General features: G+C 40.7%; 24 protein-coding genes. 6 read left to right on the plus strand and 18 right to left on the minus strand.

What is annotated here, in order from left to right; genetic code table 11:
• The 15 genes from atpD to VEIT17_RS07780 all read right to left on the minus strand — a co-directional run bounded on the left by atpD (nt 1) and on the right by VEIT17_RS07780 (nt 13,432).
• Complete coding sequence (atpD, locus tag VEIT17_RS07710) at nt 1-1,425, minus strand: F0F1 ATP synthase subunit beta (RefSeq protein ID WP_105084942.1); 1,425 nt, start codon at nt 1,423-1,425, stop codon at nt 1-3.
• An 18-nt stretch (nt 1,426-1,443) separates the two neighbouring features.
• Nucleotides 1,444-2,298, minus strand: a complete 855-nt coding sequence (gene atpG, locus VEIT17_RS07715) for an ATP synthase F1 subunit gamma (RefSeq protein ID WP_105094202.1) — start codon at nt 2,296-2,298, stop codon at nt 1,444-1,446.
• A gap of 3 nt (nt 2,299-2,301) precedes the next feature.
• Nucleotides 2,302-3,840: a F0F1 ATP synthase subunit alpha gene (gene atpA / locus VEIT17_RS07720; RefSeq protein WP_105094203.1), complete on the minus strand. Its 1,539-nt coding sequence runs from the start codon at nt 3,838-3,840 to the stop codon at nt 2,302-2,304.
• Nucleotides 3,841-3,856: 16 nt separating this feature from the next.
• Complete coding sequence (gene atpH / locus VEIT17_RS07725) at nt 3,857-4,408, minus strand: ATP synthase F1 subunit delta (RefSeq protein WP_105094204.1); 552 nt, start codon at nt 4,406-4,408, stop codon at nt 3,857-3,859.
• Nucleotides 4,409-4,412: 4 nt separating this feature from the next.
• A complete protein-coding gene (atpF, locus tag VEIT17_RS07730) occupies nt 4,413-4,910 on the minus strand; it encodes a F0F1 ATP synthase subunit B (RefSeq protein ID WP_060924369.1) in 498 nt (165 codons plus the stop codon).
• An 18-nt stretch (nt 4,911-4,928) separates the two neighbouring features.
• Nucleotides 4,929-5,156 carry a F0F1 ATP synthase subunit C gene (gene atpE, locus VEIT17_RS07735; RefSeq protein ID WP_004695064.1) on the minus strand — a complete coding sequence of 76 codons (228 nt, stop codon included), beginning with the start codon at nt 5,154-5,156 and terminating at the stop codon, nt 4,929-4,931.
• Between the two features lie 20 nt (nt 5,157-5,176).
• Nucleotides 5,177-5,875 (minus strand): F0F1 ATP synthase subunit A, encoded by a 699-nt coding sequence (atpB, locus tag VEIT17_RS07740; protein WP_105094205.1) that lies wholly within the window; start codon nt 5,873-5,875, stop codon nt 5,177-5,179.
• A gap of 170 nt (nt 5,876-6,045) precedes the next feature.
• The gene (locus tag VEIT17_RS09815; RefSeq protein ID WP_009352291.1) at nt 6,046-6,282 is read right to left on the minus strand and encodes a hypothetical protein; all 237 of its coding nucleotides are present in this window, start codon (nt 6,280-6,282) and stop codon (nt 6,046-6,048) included.
• 142 nt (nt 6,283-6,424) lie between these two features.
• On the minus strand, nt 6,425-6,619 hold the full coding sequence (locus VEIT17_RS07750) for an AtpZ/AtpI family protein (RefSeq protein ID WP_024065895.1): 195 nt from the start codon (nt 6,617-6,619) through the stop codon (nt 6,425-6,427).
• 1 nt (nt 6,620) lies between these two features.
• Nucleotides 6,621-7,763: a non-hydrolyzing UDP-N-acetylglucosamine 2-epimerase gene (gene wecB, locus VEIT17_RS07755; protein WP_156720008.1), complete on the minus strand. Its 1,143-nt coding sequence runs from the start codon at nt 7,761-7,763 to the stop codon at nt 6,621-6,623.
• Nucleotides 7,764-7,820: 57 nt separating this feature from the next.
• On the minus strand, nt 7,821-8,972 hold the full coding sequence (locus VEIT17_RS07760; protein WP_178885511.1) for a glycosyltransferase family 4 protein: 1,152 nt from the start codon (nt 8,970-8,972) through the stop codon (nt 7,821-7,823).
• Nucleotides 8,973-9,004: 32 nt separating this feature from the next.
• A complete protein-coding gene (locus tag VEIT17_RS07765; protein ID WP_024065892.1) occupies nt 9,005-10,363 on the minus strand; it encodes a PFL family protein in 1,359 nt (452 codons plus the stop codon).
• 8 nt (nt 10,364-10,371) lie between these two features.
• The gene (locus VEIT17_RS07770) at nt 10,372-10,647 is read right to left on the minus strand and encodes an ACT domain-containing protein (RefSeq protein ID WP_024065891.1); all 276 of its coding nucleotides are present in this window, start codon (nt 10,645-10,647) and stop codon (nt 10,372-10,374) included.
• Between the two features lie 134 nt (nt 10,648-10,781).
• On the minus strand, nt 10,782-12,419 hold the full coding sequence (locus VEIT17_RS07775) for a phosphoglucomutase (protein WP_178885514.1): 1,638 nt from the start codon (nt 12,417-12,419) through the stop codon (nt 10,782-10,784).
• 83 nt (nt 12,420-12,502) lie between these two features.
• Entirely contained in the window at nt 12,503-13,432 is a 930-nt protein-coding gene (locus VEIT17_RS07780) for a YitT family protein (protein ID WP_024065889.1), read from the minus strand.
• Between the two features lie 205 nt (nt 13,433-13,637).
• Between VEIT17_RS07780 and ispE the strand changes: the two genes are divergently transcribed.
• From ispE to VEIT17_RS07810, 6 genes are all read left to right on the plus strand, one after another.
• Complete coding sequence (gene ispE / locus VEIT17_RS07785) at nt 13,638-14,534, plus strand: 4-(cytidine 5'-diphospho)-2-C-methyl-D-erythritol kinase (protein WP_156720005.1); 897 nt, start codon at nt 13,638-13,640, stop codon at nt 14,532-14,534.
• Complete coding sequence (locus tag VEIT17_RS07790; RefSeq protein WP_024065887.1) at nt 14,531-15,223, plus strand: GntR family transcriptional regulator; 693 nt, start codon at nt 14,531-14,533, stop codon at nt 15,221-15,223. Before ispE ends, VEIT17_RS07790 begins: the two co-directional genes overlap by 4 nt.
• Before the next feature lie 145 nt (nt 15,224-15,368).
• Nucleotides 15,369-16,829 (plus strand): alanine/glycine:cation symporter family protein, encoded by a 1,461-nt coding sequence (locus tag VEIT17_RS07795; RefSeq protein ID WP_024065886.1) that lies wholly within the window; start codon nt 15,369-15,371, stop codon nt 16,827-16,829.
• A gap of 276 nt (nt 16,830-17,105) precedes the next feature.
• On the plus strand, nt 17,106-18,362 hold the full coding sequence (locus VEIT17_RS07800) for a Glu/Leu/Phe/Val family dehydrogenase (protein ID WP_178885516.1): 1,257 nt from the start codon (nt 17,106-17,108) through the stop codon (nt 18,360-18,362).
• A 92-nt stretch (nt 18,363-18,454) separates the two neighbouring features.
• Complete coding sequence (locus VEIT17_RS07805; protein WP_242013249.1) at nt 18,455-19,024, plus strand: transposase; 570 nt, start codon at nt 18,455-18,457, stop codon at nt 19,022-19,024.
• Complete coding sequence (locus tag VEIT17_RS07810) at nt 18,988-19,842, plus strand: IS3 family transposase (protein ID WP_242013297.1); 855 nt, start codon at nt 18,988-18,990, stop codon at nt 19,840-19,842. The genes VEIT17_RS07805 and VEIT17_RS07810 overlap by 37 nt, the downstream gene beginning before the upstream one ends.
• A gap of 77 nt (nt 19,843-19,919) precedes the next feature.
• On the opposite strand, the gene VEIT17_RS07815 is transcribed toward VEIT17_RS07810, so the two are convergent.
• The 3 genes from VEIT17_RS07815 to VEIT17_RS07825 all read right to left on the minus strand — a co-directional run bounded on the left by VEIT17_RS07815 (nt 19,920) and on the right by VEIT17_RS07825 (nt 22,220).
• Nucleotides 19,920-20,411: a QueT transporter family protein gene (locus VEIT17_RS07815; protein ID WP_024065885.1), complete on the minus strand. Its 492-nt coding sequence runs from the start codon at nt 20,409-20,411 to the stop codon at nt 19,920-19,922.
• A gap of 295 nt (nt 20,412-20,706) precedes the next feature.
• Complete coding sequence (gene queC, locus VEIT17_RS07820) at nt 20,707-21,396, minus strand: 7-cyano-7-deazaguanine synthase QueC (RefSeq protein WP_178885520.1); 690 nt, start codon at nt 21,394-21,396, stop codon at nt 20,707-20,709.
• 68 nt (nt 21,397-21,464) lie between these two features.
• Nucleotides 21,465-22,220 (minus strand): exodeoxyribonuclease III, encoded by a 756-nt coding sequence (locus VEIT17_RS07825; protein WP_054748264.1) that lies wholly within the window; start codon nt 22,218-22,220, stop codon nt 21,465-21,467.
• Nucleotides 22,221-22,255 lie beyond the last annotated feature (35 nt).

Here is a 22,255-nt window from a genome sequence, read left to right on the forward strand (position 1 = left end):
TTATTCCCCCTTCTCTTGCATTTCCTTTGCTTTTTGAACGGCTTCATCGATGGTACCAACCATGTAGAATGCACCTTCAGGTAAATCATCATGTTTACCATCAAGAATTTCTCTAAAGCCTCTCAATGTTTCGGACAATGGTACGTATTTACCAGGAGAACCAGTAAATACTTCAGCTACGAAGAACGGTTGACTCAAGAAACGTTGAATCTTACGCGCACGAGATACAGTCAATTTATCTTCGTCAGACAATTCTTCCATACCAAGGATTGCGATAATATCTTGAAGATCTTTATATTTTTGCAATACTTCTTGCACGCCACGCGCTACTTCATAGTGTTCTTCACCAAGTACATGTGGGTCCAAAATACGGCTTGTAGAATCTAACGGATCCACCGCTGGATAGATACCAAGTTCCGCAATGGAACGAGACAATACTGTTGTCGCATCCAAGTGAGCGAATGTCGCCGCTGGCGCAGGGTCAGTTAAGTCATCGGCAGGTACGTATACAGCTTGTACAGACGTAATAGAACCTTCTTTAGTAGATGTAATACGTTCTTGTAATGCCCCTACGTCATTAGCCAATGTAGGTTGGTAACCTACGGCGGATGGCATACGACCTAAGAGGGCAGATACTTCAGAGCCCGCTTGAATAAAGCGGAAGATGTTATCGATGAACAAGAGCACGTCTTGTTTCTTCACATCACGGAAGTATTCAGCCATTGTAAGGCCTGTAAGACCTACGCGCATACGTGCCCCAGGTGGCTCATTCATTTGGCCATATACAAGAGCTGTTTTGTTGATAACGCCGGACTCTTTCATTTCGTTCCACAAGTCGTTACCTTCACGAGTACGTTCGCCTACGCCGGAGAATACGGAGTAACCACCATGCTCTGTGGCAACATTGTGAATCAATTCCATAATTAATACGGTTTTACCTACACCGGCACCACCGAAGAGGCCGATTTTACCACCTTTTACATATGGAGCGATAAGGTCAACGACCTTAATACCTGTTTCCAAGATTTTAGTATCTGGAGAAAGGTCATCAAATTTAGGTGCTGGACGGTGAATAGGCCATTTTTCATCAGCTACAACTGGAGCTGGATCATGGTCTACAGTTTCACCCAATACGTTAAAGATACGACCCAACACGCCTTCGCCTACAGGAACCGCAATTGCAGCACCAGTATCTTCGGCATCCATATTACGGGTCATACCGTCAGTAGAGCTCATCGCAACACAACGTACAGTATCGTCGCCTAAGTGTTGCATAACCTCTACTACAATTTTTTGTCTATCATGTGCCTTATGATCATGGTAGATGTTGATGGCGTTGTAGATGCTTGGCAAATGACCAGCATCGAAGCGCACGTCTACAACTGGGCCAATGACCTGCACAACTTTACCAATATTATTACTCATCGACAAATGTCTCCTTATTTATTGCAAGGCATTAGCGCCACCAACGATTTCAGAAATTTCGTTTGTAATGCTAGATTGACGTAACTTGTTATATTCAAGACCTAAGGAATCAATGAGTTCCCCTGCATTATCTGTAGCAGATGTCATAGCTGTCATACGAGCACCCAATTCACTTGCTGCAGATTGCAACAATCCATTATAAACAGTAATCTCTAAATATTTTGGTAACAACGCCTCCAAGACAGATACAGCAGATGGCATGAAATCATACTCTTCGCCCTTTACCTCATCTTGTGGTTGCTCTATCGGCAACAAGCGCTCAGCCTGTGCAATTTGCGTCATAGAATTTACAAAACGTGTATAGATCATGATGACTTCGTCAACTTCATGACGTTCGTATAGTGAAAGTGCTTCATGCATAATGGCACGGGCATGTTCATAAGAAGGTTTATCAGAGAAGCCTGCATAGGACTTATCGATATGAATTCCTCTAGATTTCATGCTGTCTCTAGGCTTTTTACCTGCCGTGATAACACGGTATGTATCGGAAGATTTACCATGCAATTGTTCCATAGCAAACTTCAACACATTAGACGAGAATGCCCCTGCAAGGCCCTTATCGGCACCTATTACGATATAGCATGTGCGTTTTATAGGGCGTACCTCTAACAAAGGGCTGCTAAAGCCTTCTAAATCACTATTAGACATATGACGCAAGATTTGCCCAATCTTCTCTGCGTAAGGACGAGTACCTTCCGCTTTCGTTTGCGCCTTACGAAGACGAGCAGAGGCTACCATCTTCATCGCTTTTGTAATTTGTTGCGTATTGGTAACACTTTTTATGCGTTTTCGCAAATCTTGTGCACTAGCCATACATTACGCCTCCTTATGAGACACTAATGTATGCGTAGAACCAAATGCTTCTACACATTCTGGGATTGCTTGTTTCAATAGATTTTCAGTATCTTCGTCAATTTTCTTAGACGTTTCAATATTTGTGATGATTTCAGGATAGTTAGCTTTTATATAACGTAAAAGTTCAGCTTCAAATGCTAAAATATCATCCACTTGAATACTTGCTAAATACCCTTTTGTACCAGCGTAAAGATTAATAACCATTTCTGCTACGCTCATAGGTTCATATTGACCTTGTTTTAACATTTCAGTCAAACGTTCACCACGGTCTAATTGTGCTTTAGTAGCCGCATCAAGATCGGAACCGAACTGAGCGAAGGCAGCTAACTCACGATATTGAGCAAGGTCCAAACGCAATTGGCCTGCTACTTGTTTCATCGCTTTAGTTTGCGCACTACCACCTACACGGGATACGGACAAACCTACATCAACCGCTGGGCGGATGCCAGAGTAGAACATATCTGTACCCAAGAAAATTTGACCATCAGTAATGGAAATTACGTTTGTTGGGATGTATGCAGATACGTCACCTGCTTGTGTTTCAATGATTGGCAACGCAGTAATGGAACCACCACCAAGTTCTGGTGAAAGTTTCGCAGCACGTTCTAATAGACGGCTGTGTAAGTAGAATACGTCGCCTGGATACGCTTCACGCCCTGGTGGACGGCGTAATAATAAAGACATAGCACGGTAAGCAGCCGCTTGCTTAGTTAAGTCATCATATACACAAAGTACATGTTTGCCTTTGTACATGAAGTATTCACCCATAGCAACACCTGCATACGGAGCGATGTATTGTAGTGGAGCCCCTGTAGAAGCACTAGCAGAAACGACGATTGTATACTCCAACGCACCTGTTTCTTCCAATTTTTGTACTACACGAGCTACGGTAGATTCTTTTTGACCAATTGCTACATAGATACAAATTACATCTTTACCTTTTTGATTGATAATTGTATCAAGAGCAATTGCAGTTTTACCTGTACCACGGTCACCAATGATAAGCTCACGTTGGCCACGGCCAATTGGCACCATCGCATCGATAGCTTTCAAACCTGTTTGCAATGGTTCGTTTACAGATTGACGATCCGCAATACCAGGCGCTGGATGTTCTACAGGACGACGTTCAGTCGCTTGAATAGCACCCTTGCCATCGATAGGCTGCCCCAATGGATTTACTACACGACCAATAAGAGCATCACCTACTGGTACGTCCATAATTTTACCAGTACGGCGTACTTCATCGCCTTCTTTAATCAAGAAGTCGTCACCTAATAGTACGGCACCAACATTATCTAATTCTAAGTTCAAAACCAAGCCATATACGCCGTGTGGTAACTCTAACAACTCACCAGCCATGGCTCTTTCAAGACCATAAATATGGGCGATGCCATCCCCTACGTCAAGAACAGTACCTACGTCATCGACATTGAGGTCAACATCATAGTCCTGAATCTGCTGTTTAATTATAGCAGTGATTTCTTCAGGCTTCATTTTCATATATACCCATTCACCCCTATCTAATAGAGTTCGTTCTTAATAAAGATTTTTCTAATTCCTCTAAACGGCGAGCTACAGAGCCATCGATGCGTTTATCCCCTACTTGGATAACGATACCACCCATAATGGATGGATCTTGACGCACAGATAAGATGACATCTTTTCCTGTTACTTCTCTTAGTTTAGCTTGTACAGATGCTTCTACATCAGCTGTAATTGGTTCAGCTACTGTTACAGTAGCTTCCAAAATACCACGTGCTGCACGTGATTTCTTAATAAACGCTTCGATAGTCGATGCTATATAGCGATAACGACCGCGCTTAATCATCACATAAATAAAGTGTAGAGCAACTTTATCGATACTAGAGTCAAAAATTTTACCAATAAGCTTAATCTTTGCATCTTCTGTAACGATTGGATTCTCTAGAAAGGAACGCAACTCAGGTTGATCAACCATTACGGATGCTACATAACCTAATTGCTCCTCCATGAGTTCCAACTTATTTTGTTCTTGAGCTAATTCAAACATAGCCGAACTATATTTATCTGCTACAATTTCTATGCTCATCGTATCACAACCCTATCGTTTTACTATCAAGTTGACGAATAGCGTCTTCGATCAATTTTGTATTAGTTTCGCTGTTCATATCTTTAGCAACAACTTTACCAGCCATAGCTACAGACAAAGAAACAACTTCATTGCGTAAACTATTCATAGCACGATCACGTTCGATTGCAATATCTTGGCGAGCACGATTTTTTTCTTGTTCAATTTGTTCGCGTGCTGTCGCTAATTGTTCGCGTGTTGTATTTTCTGCTTCTTGAACTGCTTTTTCAACAATTTGTTGTGCTTCTTGACGTGCTTTAGCAATTTGAGCAGCATAATCAGCTTTAAAGCCCTCTGCCTCTACGCGAGCTTTTTCTGCAGCTTCTAAGTCTTTAGCAATACGTTCTTTACGTTCTGTCATCATAGCCAATAATGGTTTATATGCAAAACGAGCTAATAGCCAAACTAATATAAAAAAGTTCAACATTTGAGCAAGAATCGTTCCAAGGCTTAAGTCAACCAAGGTTATTCCTCCTCGTTATTATCTGAATAACAAAATAAATGCTACTACTACACCGATGATAGGCATCGCTTCGATCAAGCCAATCGCTACGAACATAGTAGACATCAATTGACCACGCAATTCAGGTTGACGCGTAATACCTTCAATTACTTTGCTAGATACAAGACCGTCACCGATACCTGCACCAATGGCACCACAACCTACTGCGATTGCTGCTGCTAATGCGAATAAACCTTGAGCTTCCATAATATATCCTCCGTAAAAAATTAATGTTCCTCACTAAGAGCCATCCCCAAGTAGGAGGCAGTAAGAACGGTAAAAATAAAGGCTTGAATAATACCAATAAATAAACTAAAAGCAATCCATACCCATGGTACCGGTACAAACCAAGGCAAATTGTACAATACTTCTAACAGAATTTCACCAGCTACGATATTACCAAATAGACGGAAGGCAAGTGTAACAGGTCTAGCAATCTCTTCAAAGATATTCAGTATTAGCAAAGCCTTATAAGGTCGTACGAAATGCTTGAAATAGGATAAGCCTTTAACTTTAATCCCCATAACCCATACTACCAATGTGCTACATAGAGCTAATGCAACAGTAGTATTAATATCGGATGTCGGTGATGTTAAAGCCTTAAGCGTAGGCATTAAACCTAATTCATTTCCTACAAAAATAAATAAGAAAAACGTAAATAACAAGGAACTCACCATCGGCCAATGACGACCTAAGTTCGGAGCTAATTGCCCCTCTAAGCCTTCCAATATAGATTCAACTATATTTTGCAAGCCTACAGGCACCAATTTTCGTCCCCGGGTGGCTAGTACTGTTATCAGTATTACAATAGCCATAGTAACCCATGTAGCAATTAGAGTATCCAAATTAAATGTCAACCCTAACCACTGCACGACTTCATGGTGTCCCGCATGTAATTCCACGTTCTCAACCCCTTCCATAGACATAATAAAAAACTAATATACTTACAATAAATATAAATATAATATATATGTATCATCATACATCGTTATAGATATATAATCAACACTTGAAAGGTAAACAATTCTAATTTCTCATGAATGTATTGTGTATAATGCATTATTGGAATGTATCTATAATTTAACACATCATAAGCTTAGAAATGTCGACTAAGCCACCAGTAAACAACATATAATGCGGGCTGAATAAGTGCGACACCAACAAACATGCTAATAGCCTCTATGCCGGGAATCTTTAATCCTAAGACTACTAATGAGCCTACTAACATAAGGCGCCAAATCATCTGTCTACGAGCTTTACGAACGGCTTTGTAAGGATCCCCTGATACAATGGATTGACCATGCAAAGCTAAACTTAGCAAGTAGAGTACCATTATAAAAATCCCCCAAAACCATCCCCATAGATACTGTTCTAGGCCACATAAAACTTGTATTATACCGCCTAAAAAGGCAATAAAAAAACAAGTTAGTAGCACACGCACTATGAATTTAATATATTGATTCATATATACCTCACTACTTAACTTGTTTATATAACATATAAAAACCTGTTATAGCTCCAATAAGACCAAATACAATCATACATAACGGTTCAGTTCTAAACCAACCATCCAGTGTATATCCAATCCAAATGAAACCACCTATACAGAAAACGAGTGTGAGCCCCGCCGATGTTGCCATGGCGAGGGCTTTCACAAGGTCCTTATCCATATTATTTACCAAACCGTTCAGGACGATTAGGATCGCCTAAGAACTCATGGCGCAACGCTTGAATAATGCGTTCAGATGCTTTGCCGTCACCATAAGGGTTAACGGAATTCGACATCAATTTATAAGCTGCTGCATTGCTCAACAATTCATGAGCCGCTGCGTGTACTGCATCTTTATCAGTACCTACTAGGCGAACCGTACCAGCTTCAACAGCTTCAGGGCGTTCTGTGGTATCCCGCAATACGAGAACCGGTTTACCAAGGGCTGGTGCTTCCTCTTGAATCCCACCAGAGTCAGTAAGAATCAAATAAGATTTAGCCATTAAGTTCGCAAATGGTTCATAATCAAGCGGATCAATTAAGGTAACACGTTCTACAGAACCAAGTTCCTCTTGTACAACTTGGCGAACCTTAGGATTCTTATGTACAGGGAAGACCACTTGAATATCTTCAAATTCATTAATTAAATCGCGAATAGCTTGGTACACGTGGCGCATAGGTTCACCCAAGTTTTCACGTCGATGTGTAGTAACAAGAACTGTACGTTTTTCAGGATCCAATGCATTGATAGCAGCATCATCAAAAACATAATTATCTTGCACTGTTGTATCAAGGGCATCGATAACAGTATTACCTGTTACATATAGATGATCTGTATTGATATTTTCTTTCTTAAGATTGCTTTCAGAACTAGCTGTTGGTGCAAAATGATAGGTTGCAATAGAGCCAGTCAATTTACGATTCATTTCCTCTGGGAACGGAGAATAAATATCTCCAGTACGAAGACCTGCCTCTACGTGACCTACAGGAATTTCTTGATAGAAGGACGCCAAAGCACCTGCAAAGGTTGTTGTTGTATCACCATGTACAAGAACTACATCAGGTTTAGCTTCTTCTAATACATCTTTAAGGCCCATCAATGCACGATTTGTTACATCGTACAATGTTTGGCCTTGGCTCATAATATTTAAGTCGTAATCAGGGGTAATATTGAACAAGTTTAGTACTTGATCGAGCATATCGCGATGTTGTGCCGTAACGGTTACAATCGGCTCCATATCTGGTGCTGCTTCTAGTGCTTTTACAAGAGGAGCCATCTTGATAGCTTCAGGTCTTGTACCAAAGATTGTCATAACTTTTAACATAGTTGCCTCCAACATAGTAGGATAGAAAAAATGGGGCGCCGTGCGCCCCACATATGGTTATTTCTTATGGGAATCCTCGGATTCCTCTAAAGCTTTTGCCAATTCTTCACGATCAAAGGAAATAGTTTCATCTGAATCGCTGCGTTCAATTGTAGGACGTGGTAGTGGATGACCTGCCGCATCACTGTGAGTAATAACACCAAGGCGACGAGCCACATAAATACTACCTAAGAAGATAACGAGTACTAATGCGATACCAATCCAAGCATTGACCTCTGCTACGATGACGGATACGCCACCAAAGAGAGCTGTTACGGCATACATCATTAGCACCGCTTGCTTTTGAGATAAGCCTTGTGCTAACAAACGATGATGCACATGGCCTTTATCAGGCTTGAAAATCGGACGACCGCTGATTTTACGGCGTACGATAGCAAATAATGTATCGAGAATTGGTAAGCCAAGTACGATTGCAGGAACTACCAATGCAATAGTAGCTGCCGTTTTAACAGCACCCATTACAGAAATAGCTGCTAAAGTATAACCGAGGAGCATAGAACCCGTATCACCCATGAAAATTTTCGCTGGGTTAAAGTTATACCGCAAGAACCCTACTGTTGCACCTGCCAGTGCAAGAGATATACATGCTAAGTCAGTTTGGCCAAGTTGTAATGTCATAGCGCAAACAGCAATACAAGCAATGAAGGAAATCCCTGCTGCCAAGCCATCAAGGCCATCGATAAGATTTACGATATTCGTAAATCCTACGATCCAGAAAATAGTCAATGGAGCAGCCCAATATTTAAGGTACACTACACCACCCCAAGGAAGGTTGATAAAGTCCACCCGAATATCATAAGCCACCAAAATTGCAGCTGCTATGATTTGGCCCATTAACTTAGTCTTTGGCTCAATCTGTTTAATATCATCCCAAATGCCAACGAGCACAAGAATAACTGTACCAAGTACAAAGCCAAATAGTTTATGGTCATGTGGGATAGATCCATTAAAGAGGACCGACCCGACATAACCGAGAAAGATTGCTAACCCACCAAGTCGTGGAATAGCACCATGATGTACCTTGCGGGCATCAGGTTTATCTATTGCCCCAACAGCAACGGCAAAGCGTTTCACCAAAGGGGTAAGTGCAAAGGTTATGACGAGCGCCAGAGCAAAGGCCCATACATAATCGAGCACATAATCACTCATAAGACACCTCCAACAACTGGGTTAAAACAATATTAGTTCGTTAAGCTACGAATAGGTGCAGGAATACGACCACCACGGGCGATGAACTCAGCTGCACTATATGGACTCACTTCAATAATTGGAGCGTAACCTAAAAGGCCACCAAATTCAACAACCTCACCTACGGTTTTGCCAGGTACAGGAATTACACGAACCGCAGTTGTCTTATTATTAATCATACCAATAGCAGATTCATCAGCAATAATTGCAGAAATTGTATCCGCTGTTGTGTCTCCAGGAATAGCAATCATGTCAAGGCCAACAGAACATACGCATGTCATAGCCTCTAATTTATCGAGGGATAAACTGCCACAAGATACGGCATCAATCATACCAGCATCTTCAGACACTGGAATAAATGCACCACTGAGGCCGCCTACGTGAGAGGATGCCATAAGACCACCTTTTTTCACCGCATCATTAAGTAATGCAAGTGCCGCAGTCGTACCATGACAACCACAAGATGATAAGCCCATTTCTTCAAGAACGTGAGCAACAGAATCGCCTACCGCTGGTGTTGGCGCCAAGGACAAATCGATAATGCCGAATGGTTTACCAAGACGACGAGATGCCTCTTGTGCTACTAATTGGCCTACACGAGTAATTTTGAAAGCAGTACGTTTAATCGTTTCTGCTACAACGTCAAAGGACTGACCACGCACAGACTCAAGTGCGTGTTTTACAACGCCTGGACCAGATACGCCTACAGAAATAGCACTATCACCTTCAGTGACCCCAAAGAAAGCACCTGCCATGAATGGATTATCCTCTACAGGATTACAGAAAATAACGAGCTTAGCACAGCCAAGAGCATCATTATCCTTTGTAAGTTCTGCCGTTTTCTTAACGATAATCCCCATGTCGCGAACTGCGTCCATGTTGATACCAGTTTTAGTAGAACCAACACCTACAGAGCTACATACGATATCTGTAGTTGCCAATGCTTCTGGGATAGAATCAATCAAAATGCGATCAGCTCGTGTAGCACCTTTTGTTACAAGAGCGGAGTAACCACCGATAAAGTTAACACCTACTGTTTTAGCAGCACGGTCCATCGCTTCTGCAATTGGTACATAGGATGTTAAATCACTACCACCTGCAACAAGAGAGATAGGCGTTACAGAGATGCGTTTATTAATGATAGGAATACCAAACTCGCGCTCAATATCCTCACCAGTGGACACAAGATGTTCAGCTTCTTTTGTAATGCGATCATAAATGCGATCACATAGTTCTTTACCAGAACTAGATGCGCATTCTAGCAAGCTAATGCCCATCGTAATAGTACGAACATCAAGCTTGTTGTCATGAATCATCTGATTCGTTTCTAAAATATTGTCGATAGATAACATAGTGCCTCCTATCCTACACGATGCATGCTTAAGAAAATATCAGCATGTTGTGCACGGATTTCAACACCAAGTTCTTTACCAAGTGTAGTTAAAGCCTCTTGAATGGAGGTCAAATCTTTTATATCTTCAGACTTTGTTTCACACATCATAATCATATTGAAAACGCCGTCAAGAATGGTTTGATTAATAGACATAATATTTACACCGTGATTAGCAAGTACTGTACTAACCCCAGCAATGATACCAACGCGGTCAACGCCGACAACGGTAACAACTAATTTCATAACATCACCTTTTCTGAGCACTACAAACTATTTAACCCCCATAGGGTATTCAATAAACTATATTAATATATTATATCATATTTATTACTTTTCTACGGTGAAATCTTCATGAGTTTTCACCCGAAGACGGTATTTTATACTTCGTCGGATAATGCAGCCGTTACAATAGCCTCTCCTGCTGTCAATAACGCAACTAAACCTTTATCCCCTTTATAGCTTTCACCATAGATTTTATACAAATCTTCTGTGCCAGACGGACGCGCTACAAACCAACCTGTTTCCGTTTCTACACGAACACCATCGATTGGCATATCCTTATACAAGGAAGTAGTACGTATATTAGTAATAGGATTTCCGTCTACCTCAGTAGCGGTAATGGAGCTTGCATTCAACTGCTTCAACTTAGCCTTTGCCGCCTTTGTGCACGCCGCATCAATACGACCAAAGCGAGGATCTCCACAACCTTCAACAATATTGTTATACAATCTATCAACAGTGGCTCCCATTACGGCATATATTTCCATCGCCAATAAAGCCATTACCATGCCGTCTTTATCAGTAGTCCATACGGTGCCATCCTTTTTGAGGAACGATGCACCAGCAGATTCTTCCCCACCGATACCAATCTCACCATCAAATAATAAGGAGCTAAAATATTTAAAACCTACTGGAACCTCATAAACAGGCACCTCTTTAAGGGCTGCCCATTTATCAATCATCGTAGTACAAACAACTGTTTTCCCTACCCCTTTATCAGTCCAACCACGGGTCGTAAACAAATAATCTGCAGCAACCGTAAGGAACGCATTTGGAGAAGCAAGACCCTCTGCAGTAACGATACCATAGCGATCATAATCAGGATCATTGCCAACAGCGAGATCATAATTGCCAATTTGTTTAATTACATCCGCCATCGCATATTCAGAGGAACAATCCATACGCACCTTACCATCATGGTCATAAGTCATAAAGCTAAAGGTTGGATCGTACTCATCATTTATGATATCCATATTGAGATTATATCGTTCTTTAATGGCCCGCCAATAACCGAGACCACTACCACCTAATGCATTGACAAGAACCTTAGGCTTAGCACTTTGAAGAGCCTCCATATTAATGATAGAAGATAACTCTTCCACATATAACCCCTTGTAGTCATACGGAACTTGTTGATCTGGTTCAATATTATCAACACTAATGCGTTTGAGCCCTTCTAATTCACAATAAGCACGAACGTACTCATTGGCGCGAGTTTCAATCCATTTCGTTATTAACGTATCTGCAGGGCCACCATTGGTAGCATTATACTTAATACCCCCATTATCTGGCGGGTTATGAGATGGTGTAATAACAATACCATCCGCCTTATCAAAATGACTTTCATTATACCGAATGATAGCACGAGACACTGACGGTGTAGGCACAAAGTCCATATCCGCATCAACCATTGCAACCACGCCATTACCGGCAAGGACCTCAAGCACTGTTACTAATGCAGGCTGAGATAAAGCATGTGTATCTTGGCCCACAAAAATAGGACCTGTCGCACCAAATTGTCCACGACCATCACAGATAGCCTGCGTAATAGCTGCTACATGTAAATCTGTAAAGGTACCATTCAACGAGGTACCACGATGACCAGATGTACCAAAGGATACGAGTTGTGTCGGATCCGTTACATCCGGTGCATTATCAAAATATGCATCCACCAATGTTTGCACATCAATAATATCTTGTTCTTGTACAGGCATACCTGCTAATTTATGAGCCATAGGAACCTCCTAATCTCAACTGTATATATCATTCATAAAATATTATATTTACACATGATTAAGATGAGATGACAAATACTTACTTATTGATTGTGTACAATCTCTGTATTGTCCTCTTGTGTAGTACTCTTATCTTTCAACTGTTCACATACTTCAGTCGGTATAATAGGCTGCGTAAAGCCTTGACCAATAACCTCTTGCGCATCGGTTATCAAGATAAATACATTAGGATCGGCCTCTTGAATAACCTCTTTTAATTTATTTACTTGCAAGAGATTAACGGCTACCATAACGATTTGCTTCGGCGTCCGTGTATAGGCACCCACACCATTAATAATAGTGGCTCCACGACCAACCTTTTTGATGATGCATTCGCAGACATCATCGGTACGATAGGTAATGATGAAAGCTACCTTTCGTTGATTAAACCCGATAACTACCTTATTCGTAATGATGGTATACACATAAACACTAATAAGTGTGACCGCTACGGCTTCAAGGCCAACAACACCAATTGCGGCAACAAGGATGGCACAGTTTATGGCACTATTAATGGACCCCATTTGAAGTCCATAATATTTGCGTACAATGAGTGCAATAGGATCAAGCCCACCTGTGTTACCGCCTACACGGTATACAATGCCAAGACCTACACCAGTAGTAATACCAGCCATCATGGAACTCAATAAAGGATCCTTAATAATCATGTCATATTGCAAGAAGTTAAATAAATCAACCATCCAAGACAGCATCAATGTGCCATACAAGGTTTTGATAACAACACGGGTGCCTAGCCACTTCCAAGCAGCCCAGAATATAGGAATATTTAAAATCATATTCCAAGAACCAACGGATAAGCCTGTTAAATAATACAAAATCAAGCCTACCCCACTAATACCAGTACTCACCAATTTGTGTGGCAATACAAAGGCATCAAGGCCGGCACCAAATATGGCACATCCAAGAATGACCATAAGGCTTTCATAGATAACACTTTTATACTTAGCGAACATAGCTTCCTCCAAATTGCCATTTCACTATAAATATTCTATAATGAACTAACTAAAACATACGCTATTTACAATACATTTAGTAATAAAACAATATGCGTATACAAATTCATCATAAACCACTTAATGGTTATTTTCAATCACTTTATAAGAGTATAAAATAAACATATAAATTGCATATATTCTGTATGTTACAAACGAGGCTATCATGAGTAAAAGTTTTGAGCAACTCGGTTGCAGTAAAATCAATATTGGCCTTGCCATTACGGGCAAGCGTGAAGACGGATATCACGATATCGACTCTATCTTCCAATCCATTCGCCTTAGCGACTCCATTTATTTTGCGAAGCATCATTCCGTAGTTTTCTCTGGTGGCGCTCCAGAATTACCTGAGTATATGCAAAAATTAGTTACTTATGGTGAAGAAAATCTTGCCCTCAAAGCATTACGGGCAATACAAGCTTATACCGGTTGCAAAGCGGGAGCTGCCATTCACCTATTAAAACGGGTACCTATTCAAGCCGGTCTTGGCGGTGGTAGTGCTGATGCGGCTGCTATGTTAGTAGGTCTCAATCGATTCTGGGACTTACGACTCACCCAAGAGGAACTTTTACAAATCGGTGCTACTCTTGGATCCGATGTGCCATTCCTATTGCAAGGTGGTACAGCACGTGGCACGGGGCGTGGTGAAATATTAACGTACGGAAAATCTCCAGATCCACACTGGTTATTACTAGTAAAGCCAAAGGTTTCTGTATCAACTGCAGCTGCTTATGGTCGCTTCACGAATAAGTCCGTAGCAACAAAACAAACCATCGATACAGTCCAACAACACCTAGAAAATAATGACTTAAAATCAGCATTCCTTACTAGTGCTAATACATTTGAAGAACTACTCTTCCCTGACCATGAAGAACTTGTCATTTGTAAAGAATTCTTCACTAGTCGTGGATATCCAACGATTATGACCGGTAGTGGTCCTACAATGGTGGTATTGCTGGATAAACCAATGGAAGCATTACAACTGCAAGAAGAGATCAAAGCGGCAGGCCATGATTGGCTATCGCTCATTACAAAAACATGTACACAGGAGGACTTACCATGACAAAACGGTTACAACCAATACGCTTAGATGCGTATAAACCTCTACGCGAAGTCGTAAGTGAAACATTACGTCAAGCCATTCAAGACGGCGTGTTAAAACCGGGCGAACGCCTTATGGAAATTCCTCTAGCTGAAGAACTCGGTGTGAGCCGTACACCAATTCGCGAAGCCATTCGTAAGCTTGAGCTCGAAGGTTTTGTTGTCATGGTTCCTCGCCGTGGTACATATGTAGCCAATATATCGTTAAAGGATATTACTCAAGTATTCGAAATTCGATCTGCTCTGGAAGAGCTCGCAGCAGGCCTTGCTGCCGAACGCATAACCGAAGAGGAAATCGAAACACTAGAACGAATGCTCGTAGCGATCGGCGACCATATGGAGAATAAAGATATGGAGTCCGTCGTAACAGCAGACGTAGAATTCCATGAAGTACTATATCGTGCATCTCGTAACGAACGTTTAGCAGATATCGTACACAACTTGCGGGAGCAAACCTATCGATTCCGTAGCTTCTCTATGAATCAACCGGGCCGACTAAGAAAGACATGGGAAGAGCACCGTCAATTGGTGGAGGCCATTGCTTCACATAATGCTACTCAAGCTCGTAAGTTGGCAAGAATTCACATGGAACATTCCGAACAAACCTTATTACAAGGCATGGAGGAATCACCGGAATTCACTAAAGCTTAAAGAAACATCTTAGTTGCTATACAATAATAAACTATTAATAAAATCCTTCACTCTTGTGAGGGATTTTGTTTTACATAGTCTATAGAAATTGATACAATATTATTAATAATTATAAGAATTCTTTTTATGAGAAAGGAGCGTTTTTATGGAAGCAATGCTCAATGATGCTATTTCTACCATTAATGGCTATTTATGGAGTTATTTCATCATCTTTATCCTCATCGGCGCAGGTCTCTTCTTTACGATGACAACGAATTTTGTACAAATTCGTATGATCAAAGAAATGGTTCGCCTCGTAATCAATGGTGCAGGTAGTTCTACAGAAAAAAATCATGTATCCTCATTCCAAGCATTCTGTGTTAGTACCGCATCTCGTGTAGGTGTTGGTAATATCGCAGGTATTGCGATTGCTGTTGTACTCGGTGGTCCTGGTGCTATTTTCTGGATGTGGGTTATCGCTCTTATTGGTGCTGCTACAGGTTTCATCGAATCTACATTAGCACAAATCTACAAAGAACCTGTTGCTAAAGGCGGCTTTTACGGCGGCCCAGCATACTATATTCGCTATGGCTTAAACAACAAAGCATTATCTGTTTTATTTGCAATTTTGATCAGTATTACATACGGTTGGATTTACAACTCTGTACAAGCTAATACATTAGCTGCATCTCTTCAAGTATTCAACTTTGATGTATCCTATACAGGCGCTGTAGTAGCAATACTTCTTGGCCTCATTATTTTTGGTGGTATTCATCGCGTTGCAAAAGCATCTGAAATCATCGTTCCTATCATGGCGGTTTTATATATTGCTACTGCATTATTCGTAGTCATTATGAATATCACTCAATTCCCACATGTAATCTATACTATTATCTCCTCTGCTTTTGAACCAGTAGCAGCAGGTGGTGGCTTATTAGGTGCTACTGTAATGAATGGTATTAAACGTGGTCTATTCTCCAACGAAGCCGGTGAAGGTTCTGTGCCTAATGCAGCGGCTACTGCGGCTGTTAACCATCCTGTTGAACAAGGTCTTGTACAAGCATTCGGTGTATTCCTTGATACATTTATCATTTGTACAGCTTCAGCATTCATTGTACTCATGGTTGGCGACTATAGCACAACAGGTTTAACTGGTGTTGCTCTAGTACAACATAACCTCGAACAACAACTTGGTTCTTGGGCACCAACAGCGGTAGCAATCTTTATCGTAATGTTCTCCTTCAGTTCCTTAATTGGTAACTATTACTACGGTGAAATTAATATTAGCCACTTAACAGAGAAGAAATTCTATCTTCATTTATTCCGTATTGGTGTAATAATCATGACATTCGTAGGCTCCATTGCCTCCCTTGATTTAGTATGGAATTTAGCCGATTTATTCATGGCCTTCTTAGTATTAACTAATATTAGTTCCATCGTACGTATGGGACGTACTGCAGGTCTTGCTCTTGATGACTATATCAAACAACGCAAGGCAGGCATCGAAACACCTGTATTTAACCGTTCTGTTCTTAATCATACATACGGTATCGTATGGTGGGGTGACGGTCAAACTACAGACTCTTCTGTACCTCCTACTCCAGTGGAAGCTACAATGGAAAAATAAAATATATTCTCTTTAGAGATCGGTGAAAGTATATTTCATCGGTCTCTTTTTATTTTTGTAAAAGTATCCATTTATACTGTAAAAACTACGATTTATATCTAACTCCAGGAGTGACTATAATCACAGTAAATATCTATATTCTATACACTTTTCAAGCATTAAAAACTATAGAATATAGTTATAAAATTATAAAGGGTATTATGTATACAACGTCGAATACTACAGTATGTCTAAAATTAGCAAAACTTAATTTACTCTTATATACAGGAGGTTATTATGAGTGGTTATAATCCTTATGAAAACATGCTAAATACGTTAGATGTAGCAGCAGAAAAACTCGGTTATTCTCGTAGTGAGTACGAAGTATTACGTCATCCTGAACGAGAACTAAAAGTAGCTGTACCTCTTCAACTAGACAATGGTGAAGTTCGCGTATACGAAGGTTACCGTTGCCAACACTCCACATTACGTGGTAGCGCTAAAGGTGGTCTTCGCTTCCATCCTGACTCCGACGAAAACGAAGTTCGTGCATTGGCAGCTTGGATGACTATTAAAAATGCTATCGCTAACATTCCTTATGGCGGTGGTAAAGGCGGTATCAAAGTTGATCCTAAAACATTGAACCCTCGCGAATTAGAACGCTTAACTCGTAACTTTGTACGTCGTATTGCTCCTATCATTGGCGTAAATACTGACGTGCCTGCACCAGACGTAAATACAAACGCCCAAATCATGAGCTGGATTGCTGATGAATACAGCACATTAAAAGGCGAATGGAGCCCTGGTATCGTTACTGGTAAACCTATTGAAGTAGGCGGATCCTTAGGTCGTAATGAAGCGACTGGTCGCGGCTGTCTCATCGCATTACAAAGTTACTTAGCTAAGAAAAACTTAGACATCAAAAACCTTACTGTAGCAGTTCAAGGCTTCGGTAACGTAGGTTCCGTAGGTGCTCGCCTCATTGCGCAAGCAGGCGCTAAAGTTGTTGCTATCGGCGACGTAAGCGTTAACATCTACAACCCTAACGGTATTGATGTGGAAAAAGCATACGAATATGCTAACTCCCATGGTCGTTCCCTTGAAGGTTACAGCGAACCAGGTATGACTACAATTGGTGCCCAAGAATTATTGGCTCAACCAGTTGATGTATTGTACATGGCAGCTCTTGAAAACCAATTGAACAAAGACAACATGGGAAACATCCAAGCTAAAATCATCTTGGAAGGTGCTAATGGCCCTACTACTAATGATGCAGATAAATACTTCTATGAAAAAGGTATCGACATCATTCCTGACGTTCTTGCAAACGGCGGCGGCGTAGTTGTATCTTACTATGAATGGGTACAAAACAAAGCAAGCTTCTACTGGACTGAAGAAGAAGTTAATGAACGGTTAACTAAAAATATGCAAAATAGCTTTGAAGCAGTTTGGGAAATGCAACATAAATACAATGTACCTCCTCGTCAAGCAGCGTACATGGTTGCCCTTGAACGCCTCGTAGTAGAAACTAAATGGCGCGGCTACAACTGCTAATACCTTCAACCTCCATAACATTTAGCCATAAGAAAGGCGTAAGCTCTGATATGTACCCCCTTTACTGGACAACCAGTAAAGGGGGTATTTTCATGAGATATAGTTATGAATTTAAAAGAAAAGCAATTGAATTATTTAATCAAGGTGAATGGCCAGAGACGCCAACTGGAGTATTGACTCATACTTTTCACGAACAAATAATAAAATGGGCTAAACAGGAAGAGTTTAATGGCCCAGAAATCAATAAGCATAATCCAGATAAGCGATGTTGGTCTCCAGAGAAGAAATATGAGTTAGTATGCCAAGTATTATTTGGAGAATCTATCCGCTCTGTATCTATTAGGGCTGGAATTAATACTGGCCAACTGTATCAATGGGTTCATAAATACAAAACTTTGGGATACAATGGTCTTATTAATAAACCTAAAGGACGATCACCAAAGGATTGCAAAATGAAAGTACCTAAGACTATCTCACCTCGAGAGCTCAAAGAGAGTGAATATGAGGAACTTATTCGCTTACGAGCTGAAATTGCTTATATTAAAGCTGAAAATGAAGTCATAAAAAAAGAGATTGCCTTGAGAGAAGAAAAAGAGGCTGCGCGACTCAAGGCGAAAAAGCAGCGATTATCAAAACGCTCCACCAACAAGGCTATCAACTAAAACATCTTTTGAAAGCTATGCCAATGTCCAAATCTACCTATTATTTTGAACTTACTAAAGTAGATCTTGTAGATAAAAGAAATACAGAGCTAAAAGATGAAATTCAAAAGATTTTTACAGAACATAAAGGCCGGTATGGTGTACGCCGTGTATATCAAGAGCTTCTTAATCGAGGCTTTGTAGTCAATCATAAACGAGTGCAAAGACTTATGCATATTATGGGGCTCGCAGGAAAGCGACCGAAAGAAAAGTACCACTCTTACAAAGGGAAAGTCGGTAAGGTAGCAGAAAATATCGTCAATAGAGATTTTAGTACAACTGCACCATTACAAAAATGGACTACTGATGTGTCTCAATTTAATTTCTCATGGGGAAAATGCTATTTGTCGCCTATTTTAGATATGAATACGAATGAGATTGTTGCTTATGACTTAGCATTAAGTCCTAACTTAGAACAAATTTCTCGTATGTTAGAGAAGGCATTCAAGAAGTTTACTAATCTTTCAGGATTAATCCTCCATTCTGATCAAGGATGGCAATACCAACATAAGTACTTTAGGAGAACACTCAAAGAGCATGGTATTATTCAATCTATGTCTCGAAAAGGAAATTGTTATGATAACTCTGTGATGGAAACCTTTTTTGGTAGATTGAAAACGGAAATATATTATGGTTTTGAGAGAGAATATTCATCTTTTAATGCTTTTGCAGCAGCGATAGAAGAATACATTAACTATTACAATAACAAAAGGATTCAAGCAAAAACAAAATGGATGCCCCCTGTGAAATACAGGGAAGCATCCATGTGTTTAGGCTAGTAAATAATATGTGTCCAGGAAAATGGGTACATATCACTCACATCGAGCTTACGCCTTTTTATTTACCTATGTACTTTTTATTTGAAAGCACCTAATAAAGCAGCCATGCTAGGACGGCTGATCAATGCTTTCACCAAAACAGAGCCAAGCACTGCTGGAATTGTTTGACCTACGATGAGGTTCAATACCAATGGCCAGTATGGAAGGCCAAGTAATGGGCTAAGCCATAACGGTACACATAATGCTGGAACAAAGATAATCGGTAGAATCGCCCACCAAGCGCTAAGGCCAAGCTTACGCATACCTACGATTATACCTGTTGTTAAAATACCAACGCCAAAACCTCCCATCATATCGAGGATACCAAGACCACCGAATAGGAAGTTAGAAATGAGGTTACCAATCCCCATTGGAATTACCAAAAACGGAAAGGCATAAGCAAGTGCATATAATGATGTTGCTATACGAATTTGGTACGCTCCGAAAGAAACGCTTTGCGTTAAATATAGTACAACGATGTACAATGCCACAACCATGGCAGAAATAGTCAATTTACGTGTAGTAATCATAACACTCACCTCCTCAAATAAAAAAAGCATGGCAAAACTACCATGCTATAAATGCTTATGAATTTCCGTAGTTTTGTTTAGAGACAGGATGGTTTCAAACTGTCTTATTTAGTTGTCGCCTTTAGGCAGTACTAATATTAGCATATATCTAATATTTTCGCAATCAATTTTGTTGTAGGCGGACTTATATGTAAATCTACTATTAGTGTTAAGTTGGTAAGGACGGGGTGGCAGGAGATACCTTTCCTCATCGCTCCACTGGCTATACGGTCATCGGCCTAGGGCCTCGACCTGCCTACAGAGCTGGGTCTTCGACGCCGTTAGCGCGGAATGCTTCGGCTCTGTCGATACAGGTGCCGCAGTGTCCGCATGGTTTGTCGCCGCCTTCGTAGCAGGACCATGTTAGGTGGTATGGTACGCCGAGTCGTAGGCCTTCTTTTACGACGTCTGCTTTGTTATGGTTGATGAATGGTGCTTCTAAGGAGCATTCTTTGCCGGATCCTTCGAAGATAGCATCGCCCATGGATTTATAGAAGTGTTCTGTACAGTCTGGGTATGCGTTACCAGCCGCATCATCGCTATGGGCACCATAGTAGATATAGCCGCAGTCTAGAGATAAGGCTAAGGAAGCCGCCGCAGATAGGAATAGACCATTTCTAAATGGCACATAGGTGCTAACCGTACCTTCCCCTTCTGTTTCTTGTTGTTCCTTGTATGAACCTTGAGGTATTGCCTCTGCGGATTGGGTCAATAAAGAGCAATTGCTGAAGGCAAACAATTTAGTGACATCCATCGTTTTACCTTCAATGCCATAATAAGCGAGAATAGATGCAGCAGCCTCTAGTTCTTTACTATGTTTTTGACCATATTGAATGGATAACGGCACTACATTGTCTTTGCCAAATCTTTCAATAGCTAGCGCTAAACATGTAGTACTATCTACCCCACCGCTAAATAAGACAACAGCCTTTTGTTTTTGAGCCATAAGGTCTCCTTTCACCTATTACAACAGCCCCATCCTAAGATGAGGCTGTAGATTATACTTTCAATATATTATAAATCGATATCTAATTCTACTGGGCAGTGATCAGAGCCAAAGATTTGTTGGTGAATTTTAGCTTCTTGAATTTTGTCGTCAAGACGTTTAGAGGTGATGAAATAGTCAATTCTCCATCCCGTATTTCGTTCACGAGCCTTGCCCATATAAGACCACCAGCTATATTCCTCAATTGCATCTGGATACAGGTGACGGAATGTATCTGTGAAACCAGCACCTAACAGTTCGGTCATTTTTGCACGCTCTTCGTCGGAGAAGCCTGCATTTTTACGGTTCGTCTTAGGATTTTTAAGGTCGATTTCTTGGTGAGCCACGTTAAGGTCTCCACAGAGAATGACTGGTTTTTTCTTATCTAATTCAAGCAAATAGTTGCGGAATGCATCTTCCCAAGTCATGCGGTACTCAAGACGAGCCAATTCACGTTGGCTATTTGGCGTATAGCAGCATACTAAATAGAAATTGTCATATTCAGCAGTAATAACACGGCCCTCTTGATCGTGCTCTTCAATGCCGATACCGTTAGTTACGGACAACGGTTTAATACGCGTGAATACAGCCGTACCACTATAGCCTTTTTTCACAGCACTATTCCAATATTGCTCATAACCCGGCAATTCCAAAGAAATTTGATCAGGTTGCAATTTTGTTTCTTGTAAACAGAAAATATCCGCATCCAGTTCGTTAAAGGATTCCATAAATCCTTTTGTTACAGCGGCACGAAGGCCGTTTACATTCCAAGAAATTAATTTCAATGCTTACTCCTTATTCTAATAGTGCTTTTACATAC

The organism is Veillonella nakazawae, assembly GCF_013393365.1.
GTDB classification, from domain to species: Bacteria; Bacillota; Negativicutes; order Veillonellales; family Veillonellaceae; genus Veillonella; species Veillonella nakazawae.